This window comes from Natronoarchaeum sp. GCM10025703, from assembly GCF_042661985.1.
Classification (GTDB): domain Archaea; phylum Halobacteriota; class Halobacteria; order Halobacteriales; family Natronoarchaeaceae; genus Natranaeroarchaeum.
On the sequence record NZ_JBHSZF010000001.1, the window covers coordinates 1,201,810 to 1,219,706 of the forward strand.

General features: G+C 60.9%; 19 protein-coding genes and 3 pseudogenes. 8 read left to right on the plus strand and 14 right to left on the minus strand.

Going from position 1 to position 17,897, the window contains the following annotated elements; all coding sequences use genetic code 11:
- The first annotated feature begins 129 nt into the window (after positions 1-129).
- Both ACFQH2_RS06815 and ACFQH2_RS06820 read left to right on the plus strand, forming a co-directional pair.
- Positions 130-360 carry a hypothetical protein gene (locus ACFQH2_RS06815; protein WP_377052124.1) on the plus strand — a complete coding sequence of 77 codons (231 nt, stop codon included), beginning with the start codon at positions 130-132 and terminating at the stop codon, positions 358-360.
- 9 nt (positions 361-369) lie between these two features.
- Positions 370-786, plus strand: a complete 417-nt coding sequence (locus tag ACFQH2_RS06820; RefSeq protein ID WP_377052126.1) for a PIN domain-containing protein — start codon at positions 370-372, stop codon at positions 784-786.
- Positions 787-1,152: 366 nt separating this feature from the next.
- Here the strand turns inward: ACFQH2_RS06820 and ACFQH2_RS06825 are convergent, their stop codons facing one another.
- The 3 genes from ACFQH2_RS06825 to ACFQH2_RS06835 all read right to left on the minus strand — a co-directional run bounded on the left by ACFQH2_RS06825 (position 1,153) and on the right by ACFQH2_RS06835 (position 3,516).
- Entirely contained in the window at positions 1,153-1,539 is a 387-nt protein-coding gene (locus ACFQH2_RS06825) for a PIN domain-containing protein (RefSeq protein ID WP_377052128.1), read from the minus strand.
- Complete coding sequence (locus ACFQH2_RS06830; RefSeq protein ID WP_377052130.1) at positions 1,536-1,781, minus strand: AbrB/MazE/SpoVT family DNA-binding domain-containing protein; 246 nt, start codon at positions 1,779-1,781, stop codon at positions 1,536-1,538. Before ACFQH2_RS06830 ends, ACFQH2_RS06825 begins: the two co-directional genes overlap by 4 nt.
- A 214-nt stretch (positions 1,782-1,995) precedes the next feature.
- Positions 1,996-3,516 (minus strand): hypothetical protein, encoded by a 1,521-nt coding sequence (locus ACFQH2_RS06835; protein ID WP_377076579.1) that lies wholly within the window; start codon positions 3,514-3,516, stop codon positions 1,996-1,998.
- Positions 3,517-3,948: 432 nt separating this feature from the next.
- On the opposite strand from ACFQH2_RS06835, the pseudogene ACFQH2_RS06840 reads away from it, so the two are divergent.
- Together ACFQH2_RS06840 and ACFQH2_RS06845 are read left to right on the plus strand one after the other, a co-directional pair.
- A pseudogene (locus tag ACFQH2_RS06840) lies at positions 3,949-4,169 on the plus strand (IS6 family transposase); the annotation flags it as partial.
- Between the two features lie 152 nt (positions 4,170-4,321).
- Positions 4,322-5,137 carry a hypothetical protein gene (locus ACFQH2_RS06845; RefSeq protein WP_377052134.1) on the plus strand — a complete coding sequence of 272 codons (816 nt, stop codon included), beginning with the start codon at positions 4,322-4,324 and terminating at the stop codon, positions 5,135-5,137.
- A 208-nt stretch (positions 5,138-5,345) separates the two neighbouring features.
- Here ACFQH2_RS06845 and ACFQH2_RS06850 read toward each other — a convergent pair whose 3' ends face one another.
- The 11 genes and pseudogenes from ACFQH2_RS06850 to ACFQH2_RS06900 form a co-directional block, all read right to left on the minus strand.
- Positions 5,346-5,555, minus strand: a complete 210-nt coding sequence (locus tag ACFQH2_RS06850; RefSeq protein ID WP_377076975.1) for a hypothetical protein — start codon at positions 5,553-5,555, stop codon at positions 5,346-5,348.
- The gene (locus ACFQH2_RS06855) at positions 5,462-6,166 is read right to left on the minus strand and encodes a PH domain-containing protein (RefSeq protein ID WP_377076580.1); all 705 of its coding nucleotides are present in this window, start codon (positions 6,164-6,166) and stop codon (positions 5,462-5,464) included. The genes ACFQH2_RS06850 and ACFQH2_RS06855 overlap by 94 nt, the downstream gene beginning before the upstream one ends.
- Complete coding sequence (locus tag ACFQH2_RS06860) at positions 6,163-6,894, minus strand: PH domain-containing protein (protein ID WP_377076581.1); 732 nt, start codon at positions 6,892-6,894, stop codon at positions 6,163-6,165. The genes ACFQH2_RS06855 and ACFQH2_RS06860 overlap by 4 nt, the downstream gene beginning before the upstream one ends.
- A complete protein-coding gene (locus tag ACFQH2_RS06865) occupies positions 6,891-7,400 on the minus strand; it encodes a PH domain-containing protein (protein ID WP_377057022.1) in 510 nt (169 codons plus the stop codon). Before ACFQH2_RS06865 ends, ACFQH2_RS06860 begins: the two co-directional genes overlap by 4 nt.
- Before the next feature lie 275 nt (positions 7,401-7,675).
- Positions 7,676-8,437: an SDR family NAD(P)-dependent oxidoreductase gene (locus tag ACFQH2_RS06870; RefSeq protein WP_377052138.1), complete on the minus strand. Its 762-nt coding sequence runs from the start codon at positions 8,435-8,437 to the stop codon at positions 7,676-7,678.
- Positions 8,438-8,537: 100 nt separating this feature from the next.
- Positions 8,538-10,325 (minus strand): annotated as a pseudogene (locus ACFQH2_RS06875) (acyl-CoA carboxylase subunit beta).
- A gap of 56 nt (positions 10,326-10,381) precedes the next feature.
- On the minus strand, positions 10,382-10,633 hold the full coding sequence (locus ACFQH2_RS06880; protein ID WP_377052142.1) for an amphi-Trp domain-containing protein: 252 nt from the start codon (positions 10,631-10,633) through the stop codon (positions 10,382-10,384).
- A gap of 43 nt (positions 10,634-10,676) precedes the next feature.
- A complete protein-coding gene (locus ACFQH2_RS06885; protein WP_377076582.1) occupies positions 10,677-10,829 on the minus strand; it encodes a hypothetical protein in 153 nt (50 codons plus the stop codon).
- Positions 10,830-11,276: 447 nt separating this feature from the next.
- Positions 11,277-12,161, minus strand: coding sequence for a class 1 fructose-bisphosphatase (locus tag ACFQH2_RS06890; RefSeq protein WP_377057024.1), 885 nt, complete (start codon positions 12,159-12,161; stop codon positions 11,277-11,279).
- 8 nt (positions 12,162-12,169) lie between these two features.
- Positions 12,170-12,424: a hypothetical protein gene (locus ACFQH2_RS06895; RefSeq protein ID WP_377052144.1), complete on the minus strand. Its 255-nt coding sequence runs from the start codon at positions 12,422-12,424 to the stop codon at positions 12,170-12,172.
- Positions 12,425-12,577: 153 nt separating this feature from the next.
- The gene (locus tag ACFQH2_RS06900) at positions 12,578-13,303 is read right to left on the minus strand and encodes a DUF7409 domain-containing protein (protein WP_377052146.1); all 726 of its coding nucleotides are present in this window, start codon (positions 13,301-13,303) and stop codon (positions 12,578-12,580) included.
- Between the two features lie 147 nt (positions 13,304-13,450).
- On the opposite strand from ACFQH2_RS06900, the pseudogene ACFQH2_RS06905 reads away from it, so the two are divergent.
- From ACFQH2_RS06905 to ACFQH2_RS06920, 4 genes and pseudogenes are all read left to right on the plus strand, one after another.
- Positions 13,451-14,319 (plus strand): annotated as a pseudogene (locus ACFQH2_RS06905) (3-hydroxyacyl-CoA dehydrogenase family protein).
- A gap of 147 nt (positions 14,320-14,466) precedes the next feature.
- On the plus strand, positions 14,467-15,906 hold the full coding sequence (locus ACFQH2_RS06910) for a cytochrome ubiquinol oxidase subunit I (protein ID WP_377052150.1): 1,440 nt from the start codon (positions 14,467-14,469) through the stop codon (positions 15,904-15,906).
- The gene (locus ACFQH2_RS06915; protein WP_377076583.1) at positions 15,899-16,987 is read left to right on the plus strand and encodes a cytochrome d ubiquinol oxidase subunit II; all 1,089 of its coding nucleotides are present in this window, start codon (positions 15,899-15,901) and stop codon (positions 16,985-16,987) included. Before ACFQH2_RS06910 ends, ACFQH2_RS06915 begins: the two co-directional genes overlap by 8 nt.
- Positions 16,978-17,892 (plus strand): DUF6159 family protein, encoded by a 915-nt coding sequence (locus tag ACFQH2_RS06920; RefSeq protein WP_377052154.1) that lies wholly within the window; start codon positions 16,978-16,980, stop codon positions 17,890-17,892. The genes ACFQH2_RS06915 and ACFQH2_RS06920 overlap by 10 nt, the downstream gene beginning before the upstream one ends.
- Positions 17,893-17,897 lie beyond the last annotated feature (5 nt).

Here is a 17,897-nt window from a genome sequence, read left to right on the forward strand (position 1 = left end):
GAGCAGCGGGAGTCTCGCTGAGGTAATCCGATTTCAATGGTTCAACCCTTTCCAGAGGCATCCCTGGGAACGATACACGAAACGCATTCACCGAAAGACACAGTATTCTGTGCGCACATAGCTTTCTGTATGCCAACGATCACGGTCAACGTCGGCGACGACCTCAAAGACCGGATGGAGAGACACCCCGAAATCAACTGGAGCGAGGTTACCAGACAGGCCATCCAGAAAAAACTCGAGACACTCGAAGTGATGGATGAACTCACGTCCGGGAGTGAACTCACCGAGAGCGACGTCGCCGATATCGCTAACAAAATCAACGAGAGCGCACACGAGCGCGTCGAAGAAGAGTCGGAGTAGCCTCGACGAATGAAACTGGTCGTCGATGCCAACATCGTCATCTCCGCGCTCATCGCCGACTCGAAAACCCGTGAACTCATCGTCACGCTCGAACCTGACCTCCTGACACCCAAATTCGTCTACGACGAGATCGAGAACTACACGGAGTTGATTGTCGAGAAGTCAGGGATGACTCCAGATCGAGTCGCGCAGTTCGTCGAACTCCTGTTTCAGTATATTGAGGTCGTCCCCGCCGACGAGTTCTATCCGCACATCGAAGAGGCCGAAGCAGCGATCGGGGGAACCGATCCCGACGACGTGCTATATGTCGCGTGTGCCTTCGCCAAGGACGCAGACGTTTGGAGCGATGATACCGACTTCGACGAACAAAATCTCGTCGAGACCCATTCGACGAGCAACGTGATCGATTCATTCGACACGCTCTAACCGATCGGAACAACCGCCAGTAGAGCAAGGCGCCTCTATTTATATGTTCTATCTACAGACGTCTTCTATCTCTCGAATTCAGGGGAAAAGTCTGTGACACGACGCTATTTTCACGAGATTCCAGTATGGATTGCATCGAACTGAACAAGGCCGAACAGCGGGAGAGTCGATAGCCGGAAGAACGGCTGTTACAGAACGTTTATGAGAATATTAGTACGATCCGCGTCGGGTCTCGACGCCATCCAACAGATGTTCGGACTCGATGTACAGCCGGAAGATTCGACGCAGGCCTGTGGTACATGCGGCCACGACAATCACTACGAGTACCACGCTTCGTTCAGCTGGGACGATATCCTCCGTCCGTAGTCATTCCTCGTCGGTCGGTTCGAGCGGGACTCGTTCTACCTTGATATCTTCGTAGTCCCTCTCAGAGGAGAGTACGTCCATCCCCCGCGTTTCCGCAGTTGCTGCGTGGAACGCGTCGAACGGCGTCATTCCCTCGTTGTAGTAGTTGACTGCTTTCAGCACTACCTGTTTCTCTTCCTCGTTTCGTACAGGGATGAGTTCGAGCAGGTTCGCCACCAGCGGAACGTAGTCGAACTCGTAGCGTTCTCGAGCGAGGAGGAGTTCGAGATATGAGAACGGTGACGTTTCGACGTCGTACTCGACGAGGGCGTCCTCAGCGGAGCCCTGCAACCAATCAGTGTCTTTGGCGAGTGCGAGCAGGAAATCAGTCTCGACGTACACCGTCATCTGTCGCCGCCGGCCTCCTGAGCTTCGTTTTCTGCCTCCGCCTCGATGTCCTCTTGGATCTCCTCGACGGATGCATCGTGAAGCTCGCCTGCCGCTTCGCGGACAGCGGCGAGTGGATCGTCCGCGACTGGGATCAGCTCGATTCTGTCCTCGTACATGACGATGTGGTACTTTTGGCCGTACTTCTCGCGCACCTCCTTTGGGATGTACAGCCGTCCCTGCCCATCCGTTTCTGATGACATAGCGAGACCTACGTCACCACAGATAAAGAATCTTACCATCATATCGTATTTGATGGTTTCAACCGAATCGTTTCGATAGTGTATATAATGGATTTTATCGAGTTAAACAAGGCAGAGCAGTGGGAGAGTCGCTGAATGGAGGCGACTCAGTTGATGCTCTTCGAGAGTTCAGCCCCCGCTTTGAACTTCACTTCGTTGGACGCCCGCCCTGCATTCACCAGGTGAAGAATCGGCGCATCCAACGGACAATGTAACACGGTAACCTCACCGTGAGCTCCGTCAGTTTCTCCGTTAGTACCAGAGTCAGCCTTCGAGTAATCATTCCTTCCCCACGCATACAGTTTCCCCCACCATCTTCCGAAAGCACGCGAGCCTCAACCAAGGAACTGACCGACCCTAAATCAAGACGCGCCCCCCGCCGAGCCCGTTCAGTTGACAACGACCGCGACAGCGCGTCGTTGTAATCCAAACAGCACTCACCATCGACCACGGCTTCTACACCGACCACTTGCGTTCCCCCCGCAATCGTCAATGCCGTCACTGAATCCGGATACAGCGCCGCATCATCGAGAACCCACCCACCCGTGTAGACGAGCTGTTCGTCACTCCGACACCGCTTCACGTACAGCAACGCAGGAAGCGGGTACGGACACTCCGGCGGCTGTACCCACACCTGACAGACGACAGTCGGTGTCTCCGACCGTGCCCCAGATTCCGACCCCCACCCGCTCAAGTCCGACGGCTCGTACGCCTCACCATCAACAGGGCACACGAGGACCGACGGGCCTACCGCAGCTTCCGGCGGGTCATTCACGACCGTAACCCCCACATCTGTCCGCAGTGTGCGGAGACCCCCACCTGTCACAACCGGCCCGGAAATATCCGCTTCCAGATGGTTCGACTTACAGAGAATTTCGTTCGCGACGCTAGAGTTCACTGCTTCAGAACACACCGTGTCGTCATCTTCGTCACTATCTTCAGCTACCGCCGAGGGTGGATGAGTACTTCCCCACGCGTACACGTTCCCATCACTGTCAGCCGCGGCCCGCCCCGTGAGATAATCGATGAACCGTTGCGGAGTCACTTCCGCTGCGAGACTCCCGTTTCCGCCGGGAACGTCAGCATCGGGCAAACACACCGTAAACCGTCCGGCCACGACCGGCGCATCATCCAAATACCGAACGATCTCATCAGCTTCGTCGTCAGTACGGACGCCATCGGGGGCTGCAATGCTTCGATTGCTCCGAGGGGAGTTGTAGTCTTCGAGCCGTTCGATATCCCCCTCGACGATGTCCCGGACCTCGTCGACGGCGGTTGCCGCTTGGTCCCATTCCTCGTCGCCGACGTGTCTCTGTGCCTGCTGAACGAGCTTCGTTCGGTGGTCTGCGTTCTTCAGAACCGTCACACACACGTCATTAGAACAACGCTCTAACGTCGCCTGTATCCTGTCAATAGTGCCCATCATCTCCTCAAAACGCTCTGTGATTGGCTTGTTGGTTTCTGGATTCCGACCAGTTCGTGCACTGCGCTTGCTGATAGCTTCTGCGGCCTCGTTCGTCTGACCGAGGAGCTGTGTCTCCAGTTCTACTGCAGCATTGCGAACATCGGCCTCGTCCTCAACGCCGTCAGCATCCGAATCCAAGTCATCCGGTCGAGCAGCGGACCGGTTACTCCGAGGGGTGTTGTAGTCCTCATCGCGGAGCGCGACCGAAGTCACCCACGCTTCGAGCTCCACGTCCCCAGAAAGCAATCCAGACCCAGCTGAAAACGTCGGAGTCAGCCGACTCACGTGTGGTTCACCGACTGAGTCGTCTTCGCCTGCAAACACTGCTGCCGGTGATGCGCCAGTATTCGTGACAGCCGACGCCACTCGACTCACACAACCGCTCAATCCGCCGACTGCGACGACTCCACTCATCGCGAGGAGTCGACGCCGACTAATGGTGGCGTGTGACATACGGCCTGCGTCACCGTCTGGTCTCCGTGAACTCATGATCACTTCCTCAACGAGAGCACATGATATAAGTTTTCTTATGATATTGCGTGCAGTACGGTCCAGACGACCGAACAACCAGTACGGATCGTTCTAATAAAGGCGAATGGAGCAATATCCGGAGAGTAGCTGGGGCGAGGTCACCTATCAGTATATCTATGGGAATATCGAGGCGCTCGCCACGAATTGAGCGGTCAGCTCGACTATACCGATCGGAACCACATCGAAAAATGGTTCCAGACTGTGATATGCGGATCGACCGTTTTCACTCGTTTTGGCGGGGCAGTCAAGGTAGCGCGAAACGGTGGCTGCGGCGGTTTAGGCACTACTACAACCGATATCGGCCAAATCAAGCGCTAGATGGCCGCATGCCTGCCGAGGAAGTGCTGAACTAGACAGTGCCCTCTATGAGTATTTATGGTAGTATTGACACTATTTGGCTAAGCCACTGAGTAGCCGGCCCGAAACCCGGTTTTCGACCCGTCGTAGGCTGACAGAACCCATGACCCATTGGATTGATAATACTTGATCTCCGAGTAATTGCTGCATGGAGAAAGAGCATGGCCGGCTCAACGGCGACGCACGTGTTCTACACCGAAACGCGGTCAGAACACCGCTTGCGACTATCGAGGCCGAGCGGCTATTCCATCAGAACATGATGCGCGTAGCGGACGCCAGAGAACAGAAGGCGGCGATGCTCGCCGATCCGAACGTATCATTATTGACAGCATACGAAACGGAACTCGACCGCGTCGCCAAGAGCTTTGAGCGACGACTCGAGCGCATTGCCGGCCCGGATTACAGAGCGGTCGCAGCGGCGTATGGTCGTGGTGAACGCGACGACCGGGTCGGTGAACTCACTTCGTACTATCTGGAGGCACTCTGGCGGATCCAGCAGCGAACCACCGTCACGGACATGTTGTTCTCTCCAATCATTGTGCGGTATCCCGATAGCTTCACGATGAACGTCCGGTTTGCCAGTGGGTATACGACGAATGAGTCTATACTGTATGAATCGCCGGGACACTTGACAGAGGATCTCGACGAGGAACACGCCGAGACGTACTATATCGAAAGCTCGTACTCCCAACAGCAGGCGGCCGAGTACATCAGAGACACGGCACAGATCATCCGCGAGGAGTTCCCCGACCCGGACGAGACTCCGTTTGAAGAACGGAAGTGCGGGGGTATCGTCATGGGGGGTGGACGGCGGGGAACGACCTTCTCGACGCTGGTCCAGCCTGTCGAACCCGATCCGGAACGGTTCTCCGAACAGGTCGAAGTATCGACGCTGGTCGGTGAAGGTAAAGAGGCAAGACGGACAGAAGACGAGTTGTTTCCCGAGGCTGAAGTCGTTATTTGATATCCTATTCCTCCCTCTCGACCGTCAGCAGTATGCTCGTTCAGATGGCCGATAGCGTCCCGATCAACGGGCGGGGATTCGTCCGCTACAGAGAGGTCGGCTGGGTGGATAGTCGGTGTGACACTTGGTCGTCGCGAAGAGACCGATAGAGAGTCGTTCGAGCGTCAGTGGTTCGTCTCTATTCGCTCGGGAAACAGGTCGGTCACGATCACTCACTTGGCGAGACCGACGGCGAGTCGCCGGCCTCTGGTCCCGACGTGGTGGGATCGAACAGCCTGTCTTCGGGCGCGATCCGTCCGGAGAGCGATTCCTGAAGCCGGTCCGCTACCTCTTCGCGCAGTTCGTTCGCCCGCTCGCGGTCGATATCGATCGCTCTTGCGTCCTGGCCGATAAGGCTCCGCGAACCGGCGGTGTCAATGGTGAGGGTTGCGAGTCTGCGGCGGCGCTGGAAGATGGTCTGCCTGTCAGCACGGTCTGGACGCGGTGATAGGGCACGACGGAAGTCGTCCGGTTCCAGAAGCCCGACCGCGTGACGACGTGATCGTCGACGAGCGCGTACCCGAGATGTTTCCACTTCAGATGGGCACCGATCGGTACCGCCACCACGCCCAGGAGCATCCAGTACCACTCCAGGTTCGGCACCAGATACAGTTCGGCGAGATAGGCAAGGCCAGTCAGGACGGCCAGTACGCCCAGATAGCGGACGAAGTACCGCTCCCGGGCGCGTTTGGGCGGGCGCTCGAACTCCACATCGCCGTACGGTTCGATGGACTGGGCCAGACGGAGCACCCGGTCGCGTTTCGCGATCGGCACTGCGGACTGCGAACCACCCGACTCGCCGGGCGAGTAGCCTGCCGTCTCGATGAGCAGGGAGGCGTAGCCGACGGCGCGTTCGAGGACGTTCTCGCTGATTGTCAGCGTCTGGACTTTCTCTGGCGGGATCGTGCCGCTGTAGCGCTGGAGCAGGCCCCGCTCGAACCGGAGTTCGTCGCCGGTCCGCACCAACTGGAACCCGTAGTAGTTCGTCACCGAGATGATGCCGCTGCGATCGACGTCAGGAGATACAGGACGATCGCGGCCAGCGGTGCGACGACGTACAGCGGTCCGGCATAGACCGCCGGGTTCGACAGCGCAGGCGAGATGAACGGCACTGCGAGGGTCAACAGCGGGAGCAACCGGAGATCGATCGAGACCAGACCGAGGACGGCGAGTTCGCCCTCGGTGATCTCGAACAGGCGTTCGGTCTCCCGTTCCGGGACCTCCTGCTCCTCCTCTTCGTCCGCCTCGCTCGCGCTCTCGCTGCGTGAGCGGCGTCGCTTCCGCTCGCTCAATTCGTCCTGGAGTCGCTGGGCTTCCTCGAAACTGACGTACTGTAACTGTGCCTCGGCGGAACTACCGCCCGCGGTCTCCAGTGAGACCTCCGCGATGCCGGCGAGTCGCTGGACCACGTTTCGGCTGATACCGACGTTCTGGATCCGTCGGTAGGGGATCTCCCGATCCCGCCGCGAGACGACGCCAGAGGCCAGATCGAAGGTGTCCTCGGTGAGTTCGTACTCGAAGCGCTGGTAGTAGAGTAGTTCCCAGACGACCGCACCGATGAGTCCCAGGAGGATCGCCGCGCCGAACACCAGCGCGCCGGTCGTCCCGCCGATAAAGGCGGTGCCCGAGAAGCCGATAATGAAGACGATCCAGAGGAAGTTCAGCGCCGTCTGGACGCTCCGGTACGGCACCGAGAGAGGGTGAAGCTTCGTCGTCATACAGCGTCGTCGCCCTCGGCGAGGATCGCCATCCGCTTCAGTCGGTTCTGCAGGTCGTCAGCGCCGTCGGCGGTCAGGCCGGGAATGGTTACGTCGGCCCCGCGCGACCCGGCGGTGTAGACGACCGCCGATGCCAGTCCGATGGCGCGCTCGACCGGGCCACGGCTTGCGTCGACGTGCTGGATCCGGACGTACGGGACGACGGTCCGTACGCGCGTCACGACGCCACGTTCGAGATACAGCGCGTCCTCGCGCACCTCGTACTCCCAGACGCGGTAGCGCAGGACCGCATGAAGCACGCCGATCAGGGCGAAGACGCCGAAGACGGCGGGCCCAACCCAGAGGCCGATGCCGGTAACGCCGATATCGATCGCGCCGACGATAGCGCCGAAGAGGGCCGCAGAGAGCAGCGACTGGACGACCCAGACGATCCGGACCTTGGGATGTAGCGACTGGGGCGGGACCGTTAGCTCGGACGCCGAGACGTCTTCGAGTTCCTCGCGCAGGTCGTCGGGCGTCGCGGAGCTGTCGTCGAGATCTGTCGTCGAGTCGGTTGCGCCGTCGTCGGAGTCTTCCTCGCGCGACGACGGCTCGGCCTCTGTAAAGCCGTCCGCGGCTATCGGTTCCTCGCGGGTAGACTCCGTGGAGCGACTGGTCGTCCCGTCGCGCTGGCCCTCTGTGGGCTGCTCGGGCGGCTCCGATCCGTCGTTTCCACTCATTACTTTCTTCTCAGTGTGTAAGGCGTATATAACCCCGGATCCGGACGAGAGATGGACCTAATTCACGAGATGGAGTAGCCGCCATCAGCCGTCAGGGCGTGGCCGGTGACGAACGAGGACTCCTCGCTCGCCAGGAAGACGACGCAGTCGGCGATCTCCTCGGCGTCGCCCAGCCGACGGAGCGGGTAGTCCTGAATCATCTCCTCGCGCGCCGCCTCGGGGTCGCTTCGACCGGCGAAATAGGCGTTGGTGAGCTGTGTATCAATAAAGCCCGGGCAGATCGCGTTCGCGCGGACACCGTCGGGACCTGCCTCGGCGGCGGTGGCCCGAGTGAAGTTGATGACGGCTGCTTTCGTCAGGGCGTACACCGACTGATACGGGAAGCCGAGTTTTCCGGCCAGCGAGGACATGTTGACGATCGTTCCGTGGCCCTGCTCTTTCATAATCGGGAGGGCGGCGTGAGTGCCGTTCCAGGGGCCTTTGAGGTTCACGTTGATGACGTAGTCGAGCACGGACTCGTCGACGTCCTCGATCTTGCTCGGCGGCTGGCCGATCCCCGCGTTGTTGACGAGGACGTGGAGGCCGTGAGTCGCCGCGGTATCTTCGAGCGCCGCCGCGAACCCCTCGGCATCGGTCACGTCGAACTCGTAGTGGTCGGCGCTGCCGCCAGCCTCGCGGATCTCCTCGGCGGTTTCGGCGGCGGCGTCGCCATCCACGTCCGTCGAGATCACAGTCGCACCCTCCTCGGCAGCGCGCAGTGCGCTGGCGCGTCCGATTCCCGATCCCGATCCCGTGATAAAGACTGTCTTGCCTTCGAGTCGCATACTCGTGGGAGGTGCCCCTCCTTCATAAATTTTGAACATAGATGAGAGTGTATTCGCGGAGCCGGTGACGACTCGGCAGTGAGGCGCAAAACCAGGGCCGCTACAATATCGTACCGTGTTTCTTTTCGGGGAGTTCCTTTTCGACGTCCTCGTAGAACGCGAATCGCCCGGCTAACTGCGCGCGTAGATCGCTCGGCGGAACGATGTCGTCGATAACGACCTCGCTTGCCATTCGGTGGACGTCGATATCCTCGCGGTACTCCTCGCGGAGTTCCTGTTCCCGCTCCGCTCGCTCCTCGGGGTCGTCGATCTCGTCGAGTTTGTTGGCGTAGACGGCGTTGATCGCGGCTTCCGGGCCCATAATTCCGATTTCGCCGGAGGGGAGCGCGATGACGCTCTCGGGATCGTAGGCCGGGCCGCCCATCGCATAGATGCCCGCGCCGTAGGCCTTCCGCGTGACGACTGTCTGCTGTGGCACGGTCGCCGACGAAGTCGCGTAGATGAACTTCTTGCCCTGTTCGAGGATGCCCTCCTTTTCGACCTGTGATCCGGCCATGAATCCGGGTGTATCACACAGATAGAGGATCGGGATCTCGTAGGCGTCCGCTTTCCAGATGAACTCCGCGGCCTTCTCGGCGGCGTCGGGAAAGATCGCTCCCGCTCGTTCGGCGGGTTGGTTGGCGACGATGCCGACCGGTCGACCGTCGATCCGGGCGTAGCCCGTAACGATCTCTTTCCCGTAGCCATCGCGCAGTTCGAAAGGAGTCGGCGTCGACGACCCGTTCGATCAGGTCGAGAACGTCGTAGCTCTCGTTGGGTTTCTCGGGGACGATGGCGTCGATCCCTTCCGGCGATTTTGCCGGGGCTGTCCCCTCGCGTTCCGGGGCTTTTCGCCCGCCTTGTCCGGCAGGTAGCCGATCAGGTCCGCGACCAGTTCGCGGGCGTGTTCCTCGTCGCGGGCGATCAGGTCGGCACTCCCCGATTCCTCCATGTGTACCGCTGGGCCGCCGAGCGTTTCGAGGTCGATCTGCTCGCCGGTGACCATCTCGACCATCCGCGGACTGGCGATGGCCATCGCGCTCACGTCCTCGACCATCACGGTGAAGTCGGCGAAGACGGGTGTGTAGGCCGCACCGGCGATACACGGGCCGTAGAGGACACAGATCTGTGGGACGCGGCCCGAGAGCATCGAGTGGTTGTAGTAGTACTTCCCGATCCCCTCGCGGTTGGCGAAGAAGCCTGTCTGTTGGTCGATCCGCCCGCCCGACGAATCCATCAGGTACAGCACCGGCTTTCCGGACTTGAGCGCTCGCTGTTGCATCCGGAGGAACTTCTCGACGCCGCGTCGGGCCATCGAACCCGCTTTGACCGTGAAATCGTTCGCCATGAAGTGGACGTCCCGGCCCTCGAACGCGGCCGCACCCGTCAACAGTCCATCGGCGGGGAGGCGATTGTCCGGGTCGTACTCTTCGACCTCGGGACTGTCGGGATGCCAGCTATCGAAGTTTGCGAACGTGCCGTCCTCGAAGTGGACGCCCGCGTCCGAGGACGATTCCTCGGCTTCGTCGCCGCCGAACCACAGGTCCAGACGGTTGCGGACGAATAGCTTGCCCTGCTCGTCGAGGCGCTCGCGGTACTTCTCCGGGCCGCCCGCCTCGATCTCGTCGATCTCCTCGCGGAGACGCTGCTCCCGTTCTGTCGGGCCCAGATCCTCCCCGCCATCTGCAGGCTCTCCGTGGGCGGCATCGGCGCCGGGTGACCGGGAGACCGTGGGCTCGGTTTCGTCGCCGACGTACACCTCGATTTCGCCGTCGACGTGCGTCGCCAGCGCCGCCGCGATCGCGGCGGCCTCATCGTCGGTCGCCGTCTCCCCGATACGAACTTTCACGTCACCGAATGGGACGACCGCGGATAAAATATTTTGGTCTTTCGTGAAAGATGCGCCTACTCGCTGTCCGCCGACGCTGGTTGCCAGCCCAGTTCGATTTCGACGGTCTCCCGCCGTCCCCTGAGCAGCGCCGACCGCTCGACGACGTCGATGGAGTAGGTGAGCTCCGAGGACGGTGATACTTTAACCGACTTGTTGCCGACTGTGATCCGCGTCTCTTCGGACTCGAAGGCGTCTGCGAGGTCTCTGAGTGCGCTGGCCAGTTCTTCCGTGGTCAATGTCTGGGTACTCGATGTTCGTTCTGCCATGCTCTAAGGCCAGCACTGACAAGGATTAGTAATATCGTGGTTATCAAAAGGTGAGGGAGGTCCGTCCCCCATCAGCGGTGCGTGTGACGTGGCCGTCCTCTCTCCTCTTCCCCTTGGTGGCCTGTCTCCCCAGCAGGCCACACTTTGTCGGCCTGTCTCCCCAGCAGGCCGTCGGACGCTCGTGCGTCCGGTTCACACCAACAATAGGGGACCTCATGGTAATACAGCTACTACTCCGCCGTAGGAACTGATTAACGCACGTCTATAAAGAATAGCATCGCGAGTACCCCGACCCACCGTGGTCGGGGGTGAAGCGCGTCACATTATTTCGCAAGATTTACGATTATAGCTAATAGACTTAGGGTAACGACCAGAAATAATCTCTCAAAGTATGGAGTTGAAGACCTCAATTCCTTCGCTGGTCGTTTGACCGTTTGGAAATGTGGCTCCTCTCAAAACCCGCCATTGGCGGTGAGACGGGAGTTTCAACGGGGGCTGGTGGAGGCCCCGACCCTCACGGACAACGAGTTCGGGTGTTAATTCCAGCCGACTCTTCACAGAGAAGGTCGGGGGAATTAAATTCGCCTGTCGGTGCAGTGCGGCCCTAAACGGCGAAGCCCCGCGCCACCGGGCGCGGGGTACTTCACACTGCCAACTGCCGTTCGAGTTCGTCGATCAGGTTCTCGTTCCCGACGTGGAACGGGGTCCGCTCGTGGAGTGCACTTGGCTCGACTTCGAGAAGGGACTTCCGACCGTTGCTGGAGCGGCCGCCGGCACTCTCGACGATATACGAGACGGGTGCGGCCTCGAACTGGTACCGAAGCTTTCCGTTCGGTGAGGACTCGAGTGCGGGATACGCGAAGATGCCGCCGTAGCCGAGCACCTGATTGACGTCGCCAACGAGGGCACCGCCGTACCGTAGCTTCAGGTTCTCGCGGATGCCGTCCGCATATGTCTCGAAGGAATCAAACCACTCGTCGACGCCCCCACCGAACCCGAAGACGGCCGGCTCGGCCGGGAGTTCGAGTTTCTCCTCCTGACAGCGGAGGTCGCCGTGGACGACCTCGTACTCGGTGACGGTTCCCGCCGCCGCCGAGACCATGGTAATCGTCGGGCCGTAGATGACGTATGCGGCCCCCACGAGGTCACGGCCACTCGCTGGCAATGGGGCGTCGTAGACTCCGACAATCGTCCCCACGAGGTTGTTCGAGGTGAGGTTCGAGGAGCCGTCGAGGGGGTCGACGGTGACGCTCAGACCGTCGCCACAGTCGATCGGTGTCTTGCGTTCCTCGCTTGCATACGCGCCCACACCGTCGATGTTGCCGAGGCGCTCGGCGAGGAGTTCGTCGAACCAGATATCGGCCGCACGCTGGCGCTCGCCGCTTTTGTTCGTCGACTTGGTTTTCGCCCGACGACCACGGATCGCGTCCCGTAGTTCGGGTGTGCTCTCCGCGACCGTCTCGAAGACCTCGTCCGCGATTGTCGTTCTGACCTGTCCGGTCGCCGTCGCCGTCTGTACTGGATTCATACTGTCGCTCATTGGGTCACCTCGCTTGCCTGGTACCGGGGCTGGCCGGATGCACCGGATCCGGGACGCCCGTCATCTCGTCGCGTGACGCGCTGTTCGACGCCGCCCGCGCTGGCCGATGCCGTTTCGGTGTCCGGTGGATGCTCTCCCTCACCCAGAGCAATCTGGCCGAGTACGTCAGCAGAACTGTCAGCCATCCAGTCGATCGTCAGCGTCGAACCGGAGTCACGCGCCGAAAACGGAGCGTCGGTCAGCGGGATCATCTATTTCGTAATCCGGTAATCTAGCATATATAGGTAACGGTAGATGACAGATTCCTAATTACGGCTTCTATGGAGCTATACTAAGTTATACGGCGTTTAGAAACTGCTAGAGACCGCAGAACTGCATTACTACTAAGATAGTTAATTCGGGAGTTAGCGAACGAACTCTTCGGCGTTCGAGTGCCACTCGGCGACCTGCTCGCGCTCGACATTCAACAGATCGGCGACCTGTTCGGGATCGGAGGTCGCAAGCCGTCGTGCCGACGTGACGCCCGCTTCCTGCAGCAGACCGGCCGCTTCGTCGGTCACACCGGTTACCGCCGTGACCGGGTCCGGTTCCGCCCGGTCGCGCCACGCCGACTCGGCGGCCGCCGCCGTTCCGCCGCCGTCCGTCTCCGCCTCGACGTTCGGTTCGGTCTCCGTCGTCGGCGTCCAGTCGCCATCAGTGTGGGAGTCTTCAGTCTCGCCGACCGTCCCGGAAGGCGACCAGTCACCCTGCCGACGGACGGAGCGCTGCCCGTCGCCGGCGGAGTCGCTTGGCGTCCAGTCGCCGTCTGCCGTCGACTCATCGGTCGTCGAGTCGCTCCCCGCGCTCGCCGCGACCCACTCGCGTTCGCCATCGCGGAGGCCGCGAACGTTCTTCGAGCGGTTATCCAGTTGTGTCTCCTCGCTGTCGAAGGTCCACGGTAGCGAGTGCCAGCGCCTGATCTTGGTTGCCACGCCGGCGTTAATTCCCGTATCGACGAGAAACTGGTAGGAGACGCGTTTCGCGCGGATGTCCTCTACGTCGACGTTTTCGTCGTGTAGCGCTGTTGCTGTCGACGGTCCGACGTAGCGTAACTCCTGTAATCCATTGTCCTCCTGTATGTTCTCGCTCACGACGGGTCACCTGGTACCGACGATTATTACCCAGGTTCTTGAAACTTGCTCACAGTATCACCGGACGGAACCCGTCAGACACGTATTGTTTGCGCTACTATAGTTGGGAAACAAACGTTTATCGTCCATCCTGTTGTATCGGGAGCCATGTACGGTGATCTCGACGCAATCGAACGCATCGGCGTCGTCGGCGCAGGAACGATGGGTAGTGGCATCGCACAGGTCGCGGCGACTGCTGGCTACGACGTATGGATGCGCGATATCGAAACCGAACTGGTCGAGGACGGCCTTGCCCGGATCGACGACAGCCTCGCCCGTCTCGTAGACCGGGGGGACGTCGACGAGGGGACCGCCGAAGACGCCCGCGAACGGATCCGCGGGACCACAGAGCTAGATGACCTCTCGGACTGTGACTTCGTTATCGAGGCCGTCGTCGAGGAGATGAACATCAAACAGGACGTGTTCTCCTCGCTCGACGACTTGCTCGACGCCGACGCGTACCTCGCTACGAACACGAGTACCCTCTCGATTACGACTCTCGCCAGCGCGACGGAGCGCCCTGAGCAGGTCGTCGGTCTACACTTCATGAACCCGGTGCCGATCATGGACGGGGTCGAAGTGGTCGTCGGCGAGAAGACGAGTGCGGCGACGACCGAACTGGCTCACGCCCTCGCCGAGGACCTCGACAAGGAGACCTGGGAAGCGGACGACAAGCCTGGCTTCGTCACCAACCGGATCCTCATCCCCTGGATCAACGAGGGGTTCGTGCCTACGACGAGGGCGTCGCCAGCAAGGAGGATATCGACCGCGGAATGCGACTCGGTACGAACGTTCCGATGGGGCCGCTGGAACTCGCCGATCATATCGGTCTCGATGTCGCACTGCACGCCGCCGAGACGCTCCACGAGGAGTTGGGCGACCGCTACAAGCCTGCCTACCTGCTCAAACGGAAAGTCGCAGCGGGCGACCTCGGAAAGAAAACGGGGGTGGGGTTCTACGAATACGATGAGAGCTAACCAGTGAGGGCGCGGGCAATAAATGTAGCACTCCATCTATATAAACTATACGCCTGTTCCTACGAGTGTGCAATAGAGTTCGGATATATTGCTATCTGATACTCAGAATCAGTCAAAGCTCATTCCATGTTCCCGCCACCAGCGACCATGGCTTCAACTGTGGTCCAGACGATGCAGGCAGTACCGCTCCTGTCCCCGGAGTTCGCCAGTCGGCTTCAGTTCGGCTGGACGATCAGCGTCCACATCCTGTTCGCGTCGCTTTCGATCGGTCTCGCGCCGTTCATCATTTACTTCACCTGGAAGGACGTCCGGACGGGCAAGCAACGGTTCGCCCGACTCCGGGAGTTCTGGCTGAAAGTGTTCGCCATCGGGTTCGTCATGGGGACAGTCACCGGCATCCCGATGAGTTTCCAGTTCGGGACGAACTTCCCAGTCTTTGCCGAAGCGGCCGGCGAGATGATCGGCGGGCCGCTCGCGTTCGAGGCCAAGATGGCCTTTTTCCTCGAAGCCGTCTTCCTCGGCGTCCTGCTGTTCGGTCGCGAACGCGTCTCCGACCGCACCTACATCCTGTCGGCGGTGCTGACCGGTGCCGGCGCGTGGCTCTCGGGCTTCTGGATCCTCGTCGTCAACGCGTGGATGCAGACGCCACAGGGCTTCGAACTCGTCCAGCGCAACGGCATGCAGATCGCGCAGTTGACCGATCCGGTTGCCGCGTTCTTCACGCCACGGATGCCCTGGATGTACGTCCACATGATCAACGCCTCGGTCATCTCCGTCGCGCTGCTGGTAGCCGGCGTCTCAGCGTACTTCGTCTGGCGGAAACGCAACTCGGAGGCCTGGAACGTCGCGCTGCGCATCGCCGTTGCCTTGCTCCTGATCACGGCCCCGTTGCAGGCGCTCCACGGCGACGCCTACGGCCGCCACGTCGCCGATACCCAAGAACAGAAGTTCGCCGCGATGGAGGCCCACTACGAGACGGGCCAGGCCGACCTCCACCTCATCGCTATCCCGAGGAGCGCTGACTCGCTGACCGATCCACGGACGGATAACCTCTGGACCATCAGCCTCCCGGCAATGGGGTCGTACCTCGCGAGCGGCGGTGACTTCTCGGAGGAGGTGGTCGGGTTACACGAGTACGACGACAACCCACCCGTCGCCCTGGTCTTCTGGTCGTTCCGCTTCATGGTGGGCCTCGGCTTCCTGTTCATCGGGCTTGCGCTCTGGGGCGGCAATCTCCTGCGCAAAGGCAAGCTACGCGAGAGCGACCGGTACTTGCAGGCGATGATGCTCGCCACACCGCTCGGGTTCGCGGCGCTGCTTACCGGCTGGTACGTCACCGAGATCGGCAGACAGCCGTGGGTGATCCAGGGCGTACTCAAGACGAACGAGGCCGCGTCGACGACGCTGACAGGTAGTGAGGCGACGGGGACGCTCGCCGCGTTCGTCGCGCTGTATATCGCCCTGCTCGGGACCTTCGGCTACGTCTTCAAGTGGCTGATCGAGGGTGAACTCGTCCGGATGGGGGTCCGTGAGAGCGACGAGGAGTCAGGTCAACTGGAGCTACCACTGGTGAGAAGCGATGATTAGTCCGCTCGTGCTCTCGACCGACCAGTATCTCGTCCCCTCGTTGCCGACCATCTGGTTCGGGGTCGTGCTGTTCACTCTCGCCCTGTACGTCGCCCTCGACGGCTTCGACTTCGGGATCGGCATGCTCTATGCCACCCGCGACGAGCACGACCGCGAGACGCTGTTGGCGGCCTTTGGCCCGGTCTGGGACGCAAACGAGGTCTGGCTGGTCGCCTTCGGCACGACGCTGTTGGCGGCGTTCCCGCCGATCTACTCGCGACTGCTCAGCGAGCATTACCTGCTCGCGATCGCGATCGTGATGGCGCTGTTGTTCCGGGGCGTCTCGCCCGAACTCCGAGAGCAGCGTGAGGACGAGCGCTGGCAACGGGCCTGTGACCGACTGTTCGTCTTCGGGAGCACGACCACGCCGCTCCTGCTCGGGATGCTGGTCGGTAGCTGGATCTTCGGCACCGCCTCCCTCAGCCTGCCGAGCCTCCTGACCGGGGTCGGGCTGGTTGCGCTCTCCCTCACGAGCGGTGCGGCCTTCGTCGCCGCGAAGACGCAAGGGTCGCTCGCCGCCGATATGGTCCGGTACGGGACGGCATCGACGCTTGCCTATCTCGGCGGGGTCGTCGTCCTGCTCGCCGTCGTCTTCTGGACGGATCCCGTCGGCGTTCGGGAGCTACTGCTGACGCTGCCGGCCGTCGCCGTCGTGCTCGGAAGCGTCGTCTTCGGTGTCGGCGGGATCGTGCTGGCCCGCCGTGGCCGACATCGGCTCTGGTTCGCCAGCACGTTCGGGCTCTCGGTCCTGCTTGTCGGTCTCGTCGCGAGACTGCTGTATCCGACGATCTACCCGGCGAGCGGGCTCACCATCGACGCCGCGGTGGTGTCGCCGCTTGCGCTCAATCTGGTCACCGTGCTTGGGCTTCCGGTGTTGGTGCTGGTGCTCTGGTACTTCAAGTTCCTCTACGGCGTCTTCGCCGGACCGATCGACGAGACCGTCGAGGGGGGTACTAGCCCTCTTCCGGTCTGTAGTAGTTTTCTCCGATCTGCCCCGTTAATAATAAGTGCTCTCCAGCAGTTCCCTCTCATATGTCGATGAACACGCGTTCGGGCGGGGTGGGCTTTTTCGACCGGATCAAAACCGGGTGGACGCTCACCAAAGACAGCGTCGGCGTGATCCGGGAGTATCCGAAACTACTGGTCTTCCCATTACTGGCGGCGATTTCGAGTATCTTCTTTCTCGTGCTCTTTTTCCTCCCGATGGTGCTGGCCGACGTCATCGGCGGCGGACTGGAGTACGTGGTTCTCTTCGCGCTGTACTTCGTCACGACCTTCTTCAGCACCTACTTTTCGGCCGCACTGGTCTACGCGGCAAACGAGACGTTTCACGGCCGCGAGCCGGGTCTCCGGTCGAGTATGACGGCGATCAACGGTCGACTCGGGCCCATCGTCGTCTGGTCGCTGATCTCGGCGACCGTGAGCATCCTCTTCCGGATGCTGGAGAACTCCGACAACCCCCTCGCTGCGATCATGCGGTCGCTGTTTGCACTCGGCTGGTCGATTATGACGTTCTTCATCGTCCCCGTGCTCGTCTTCGAGGACGTCTCGGCGACGGAGATGTTCAAGCGGAGCGGCAGCACGTTCAAGAACACCTGGGGCGAGACGCTGGGCGCAGGGTTCGGGATCACTGGCATCGTCGTCGGTATCGGACTCGTCCTCGTCGTCGGTGCGCTCGCTCTCTCCATCCCAGTGGCGGCCGTCTTCCCTGGCCCAGGCGTCCTGCTTGCGGCCGTCCTCGTTGCGCTTGCGCTCGTCTTCACGTACCTGCTCAGTCAGACGATCTGGGGCATCGCCAAGGCCGCGCTGTACGTCTACGCTCAGGAGGGCGTCCAGCCAGCACAGTTCGAGAACTTCGACTTCGAGACGCTCGGTGGTCGGGCAGAACACAAAGCAAACACGGGTAGCGGCGGCGCTCCGACCTCGGGGACGTTCGTCGACGACTGAGCGGT

Bases quoted from the DNA above. Each gene is read 5' to 3' on its own strand.
- ACFQH2_RS06815 (WP_377052124.1), top strand. From the start codon at position 130: ATGCCAACGATCACGGTCAACGTCGGCGACGACCTCAAAGACCGGATG.
- ACFQH2_RS06820 (WP_377052126.1), top strand. From the start codon at position 370: ATGAAACTGGTCGTCGATGCCAACATCGTCATCTCCGCGCTCATCGCC.
- ACFQH2_RS06825 (WP_377052128.1), bottom strand. From the start codon at position 1,539: ATGACGGTGTACGTCGAGACTGATTTCCTGCTCGCACTCGCCAAAGAC.
- ACFQH2_RS06830 (WP_377052130.1), bottom strand. From the start codon at position 1,781: ATGTCATCAGAAACGGATGGGCAGGGACGGCTGTACATCCCAAAGGAG.
- ACFQH2_RS06845 (WP_377052134.1), top strand. From the start codon at position 4,322: ATGGAGAAAGAGCATGGCCGGCTCAACGGCGACGCACGTGTTCTACAC.
- ACFQH2_RS06860 (WP_377076581.1), bottom strand. From the start codon at position 6,894: ATGACGACGAAGCTTCACCCTCTCTCGGTGCCGTACCGGAGCGTCCAG.
- ACFQH2_RS06870 (WP_377052138.1), bottom strand. From the start codon at position 8,437: ATGCGACTCGAAGGCAAGACAGTCTTTATCACGGGATCGGGATCGGGA.
- ACFQH2_RS06880 (WP_377052142.1), bottom strand. From the start codon at position 10,633: ATGGCAGAACGAACATCGAGTACCCAGACATTGACCACGGAAGAACTG.
- ACFQH2_RS06890 (WP_377057024.1), bottom strand. From the start codon at position 12,161: ATGAATCCAGTACAGACGGCGACGGCGACCGGACAGGTCAGAACGACA.
- ACFQH2_RS06895 (WP_377052144.1), bottom strand. From the start codon at position 12,424: ATGATCCCGCTGACCGACGCTCCGTTTTCGGCGCGTGACTCCGGTTCG.
- ACFQH2_RS06910 (WP_377052150.1), top strand. From the start codon at position 14,467: ATGGCTTCAACTGTGGTCCAGACGATGCAGGCAGTACCGCTCCTGTCC.
- ACFQH2_RS06915 (WP_377076583.1), top strand. From the start codon at position 15,899: ATGATTAGTCCGCTCGTGCTCTCGACCGACCAGTATCTCGTCCCCTCG.
- ACFQH2_RS06920 (WP_377052154.1), top strand. From the start codon at position 16,978: ATGTCGATGAACACGCGTTCGGGCGGGGTGGGCTTTTTCGACCGGATC.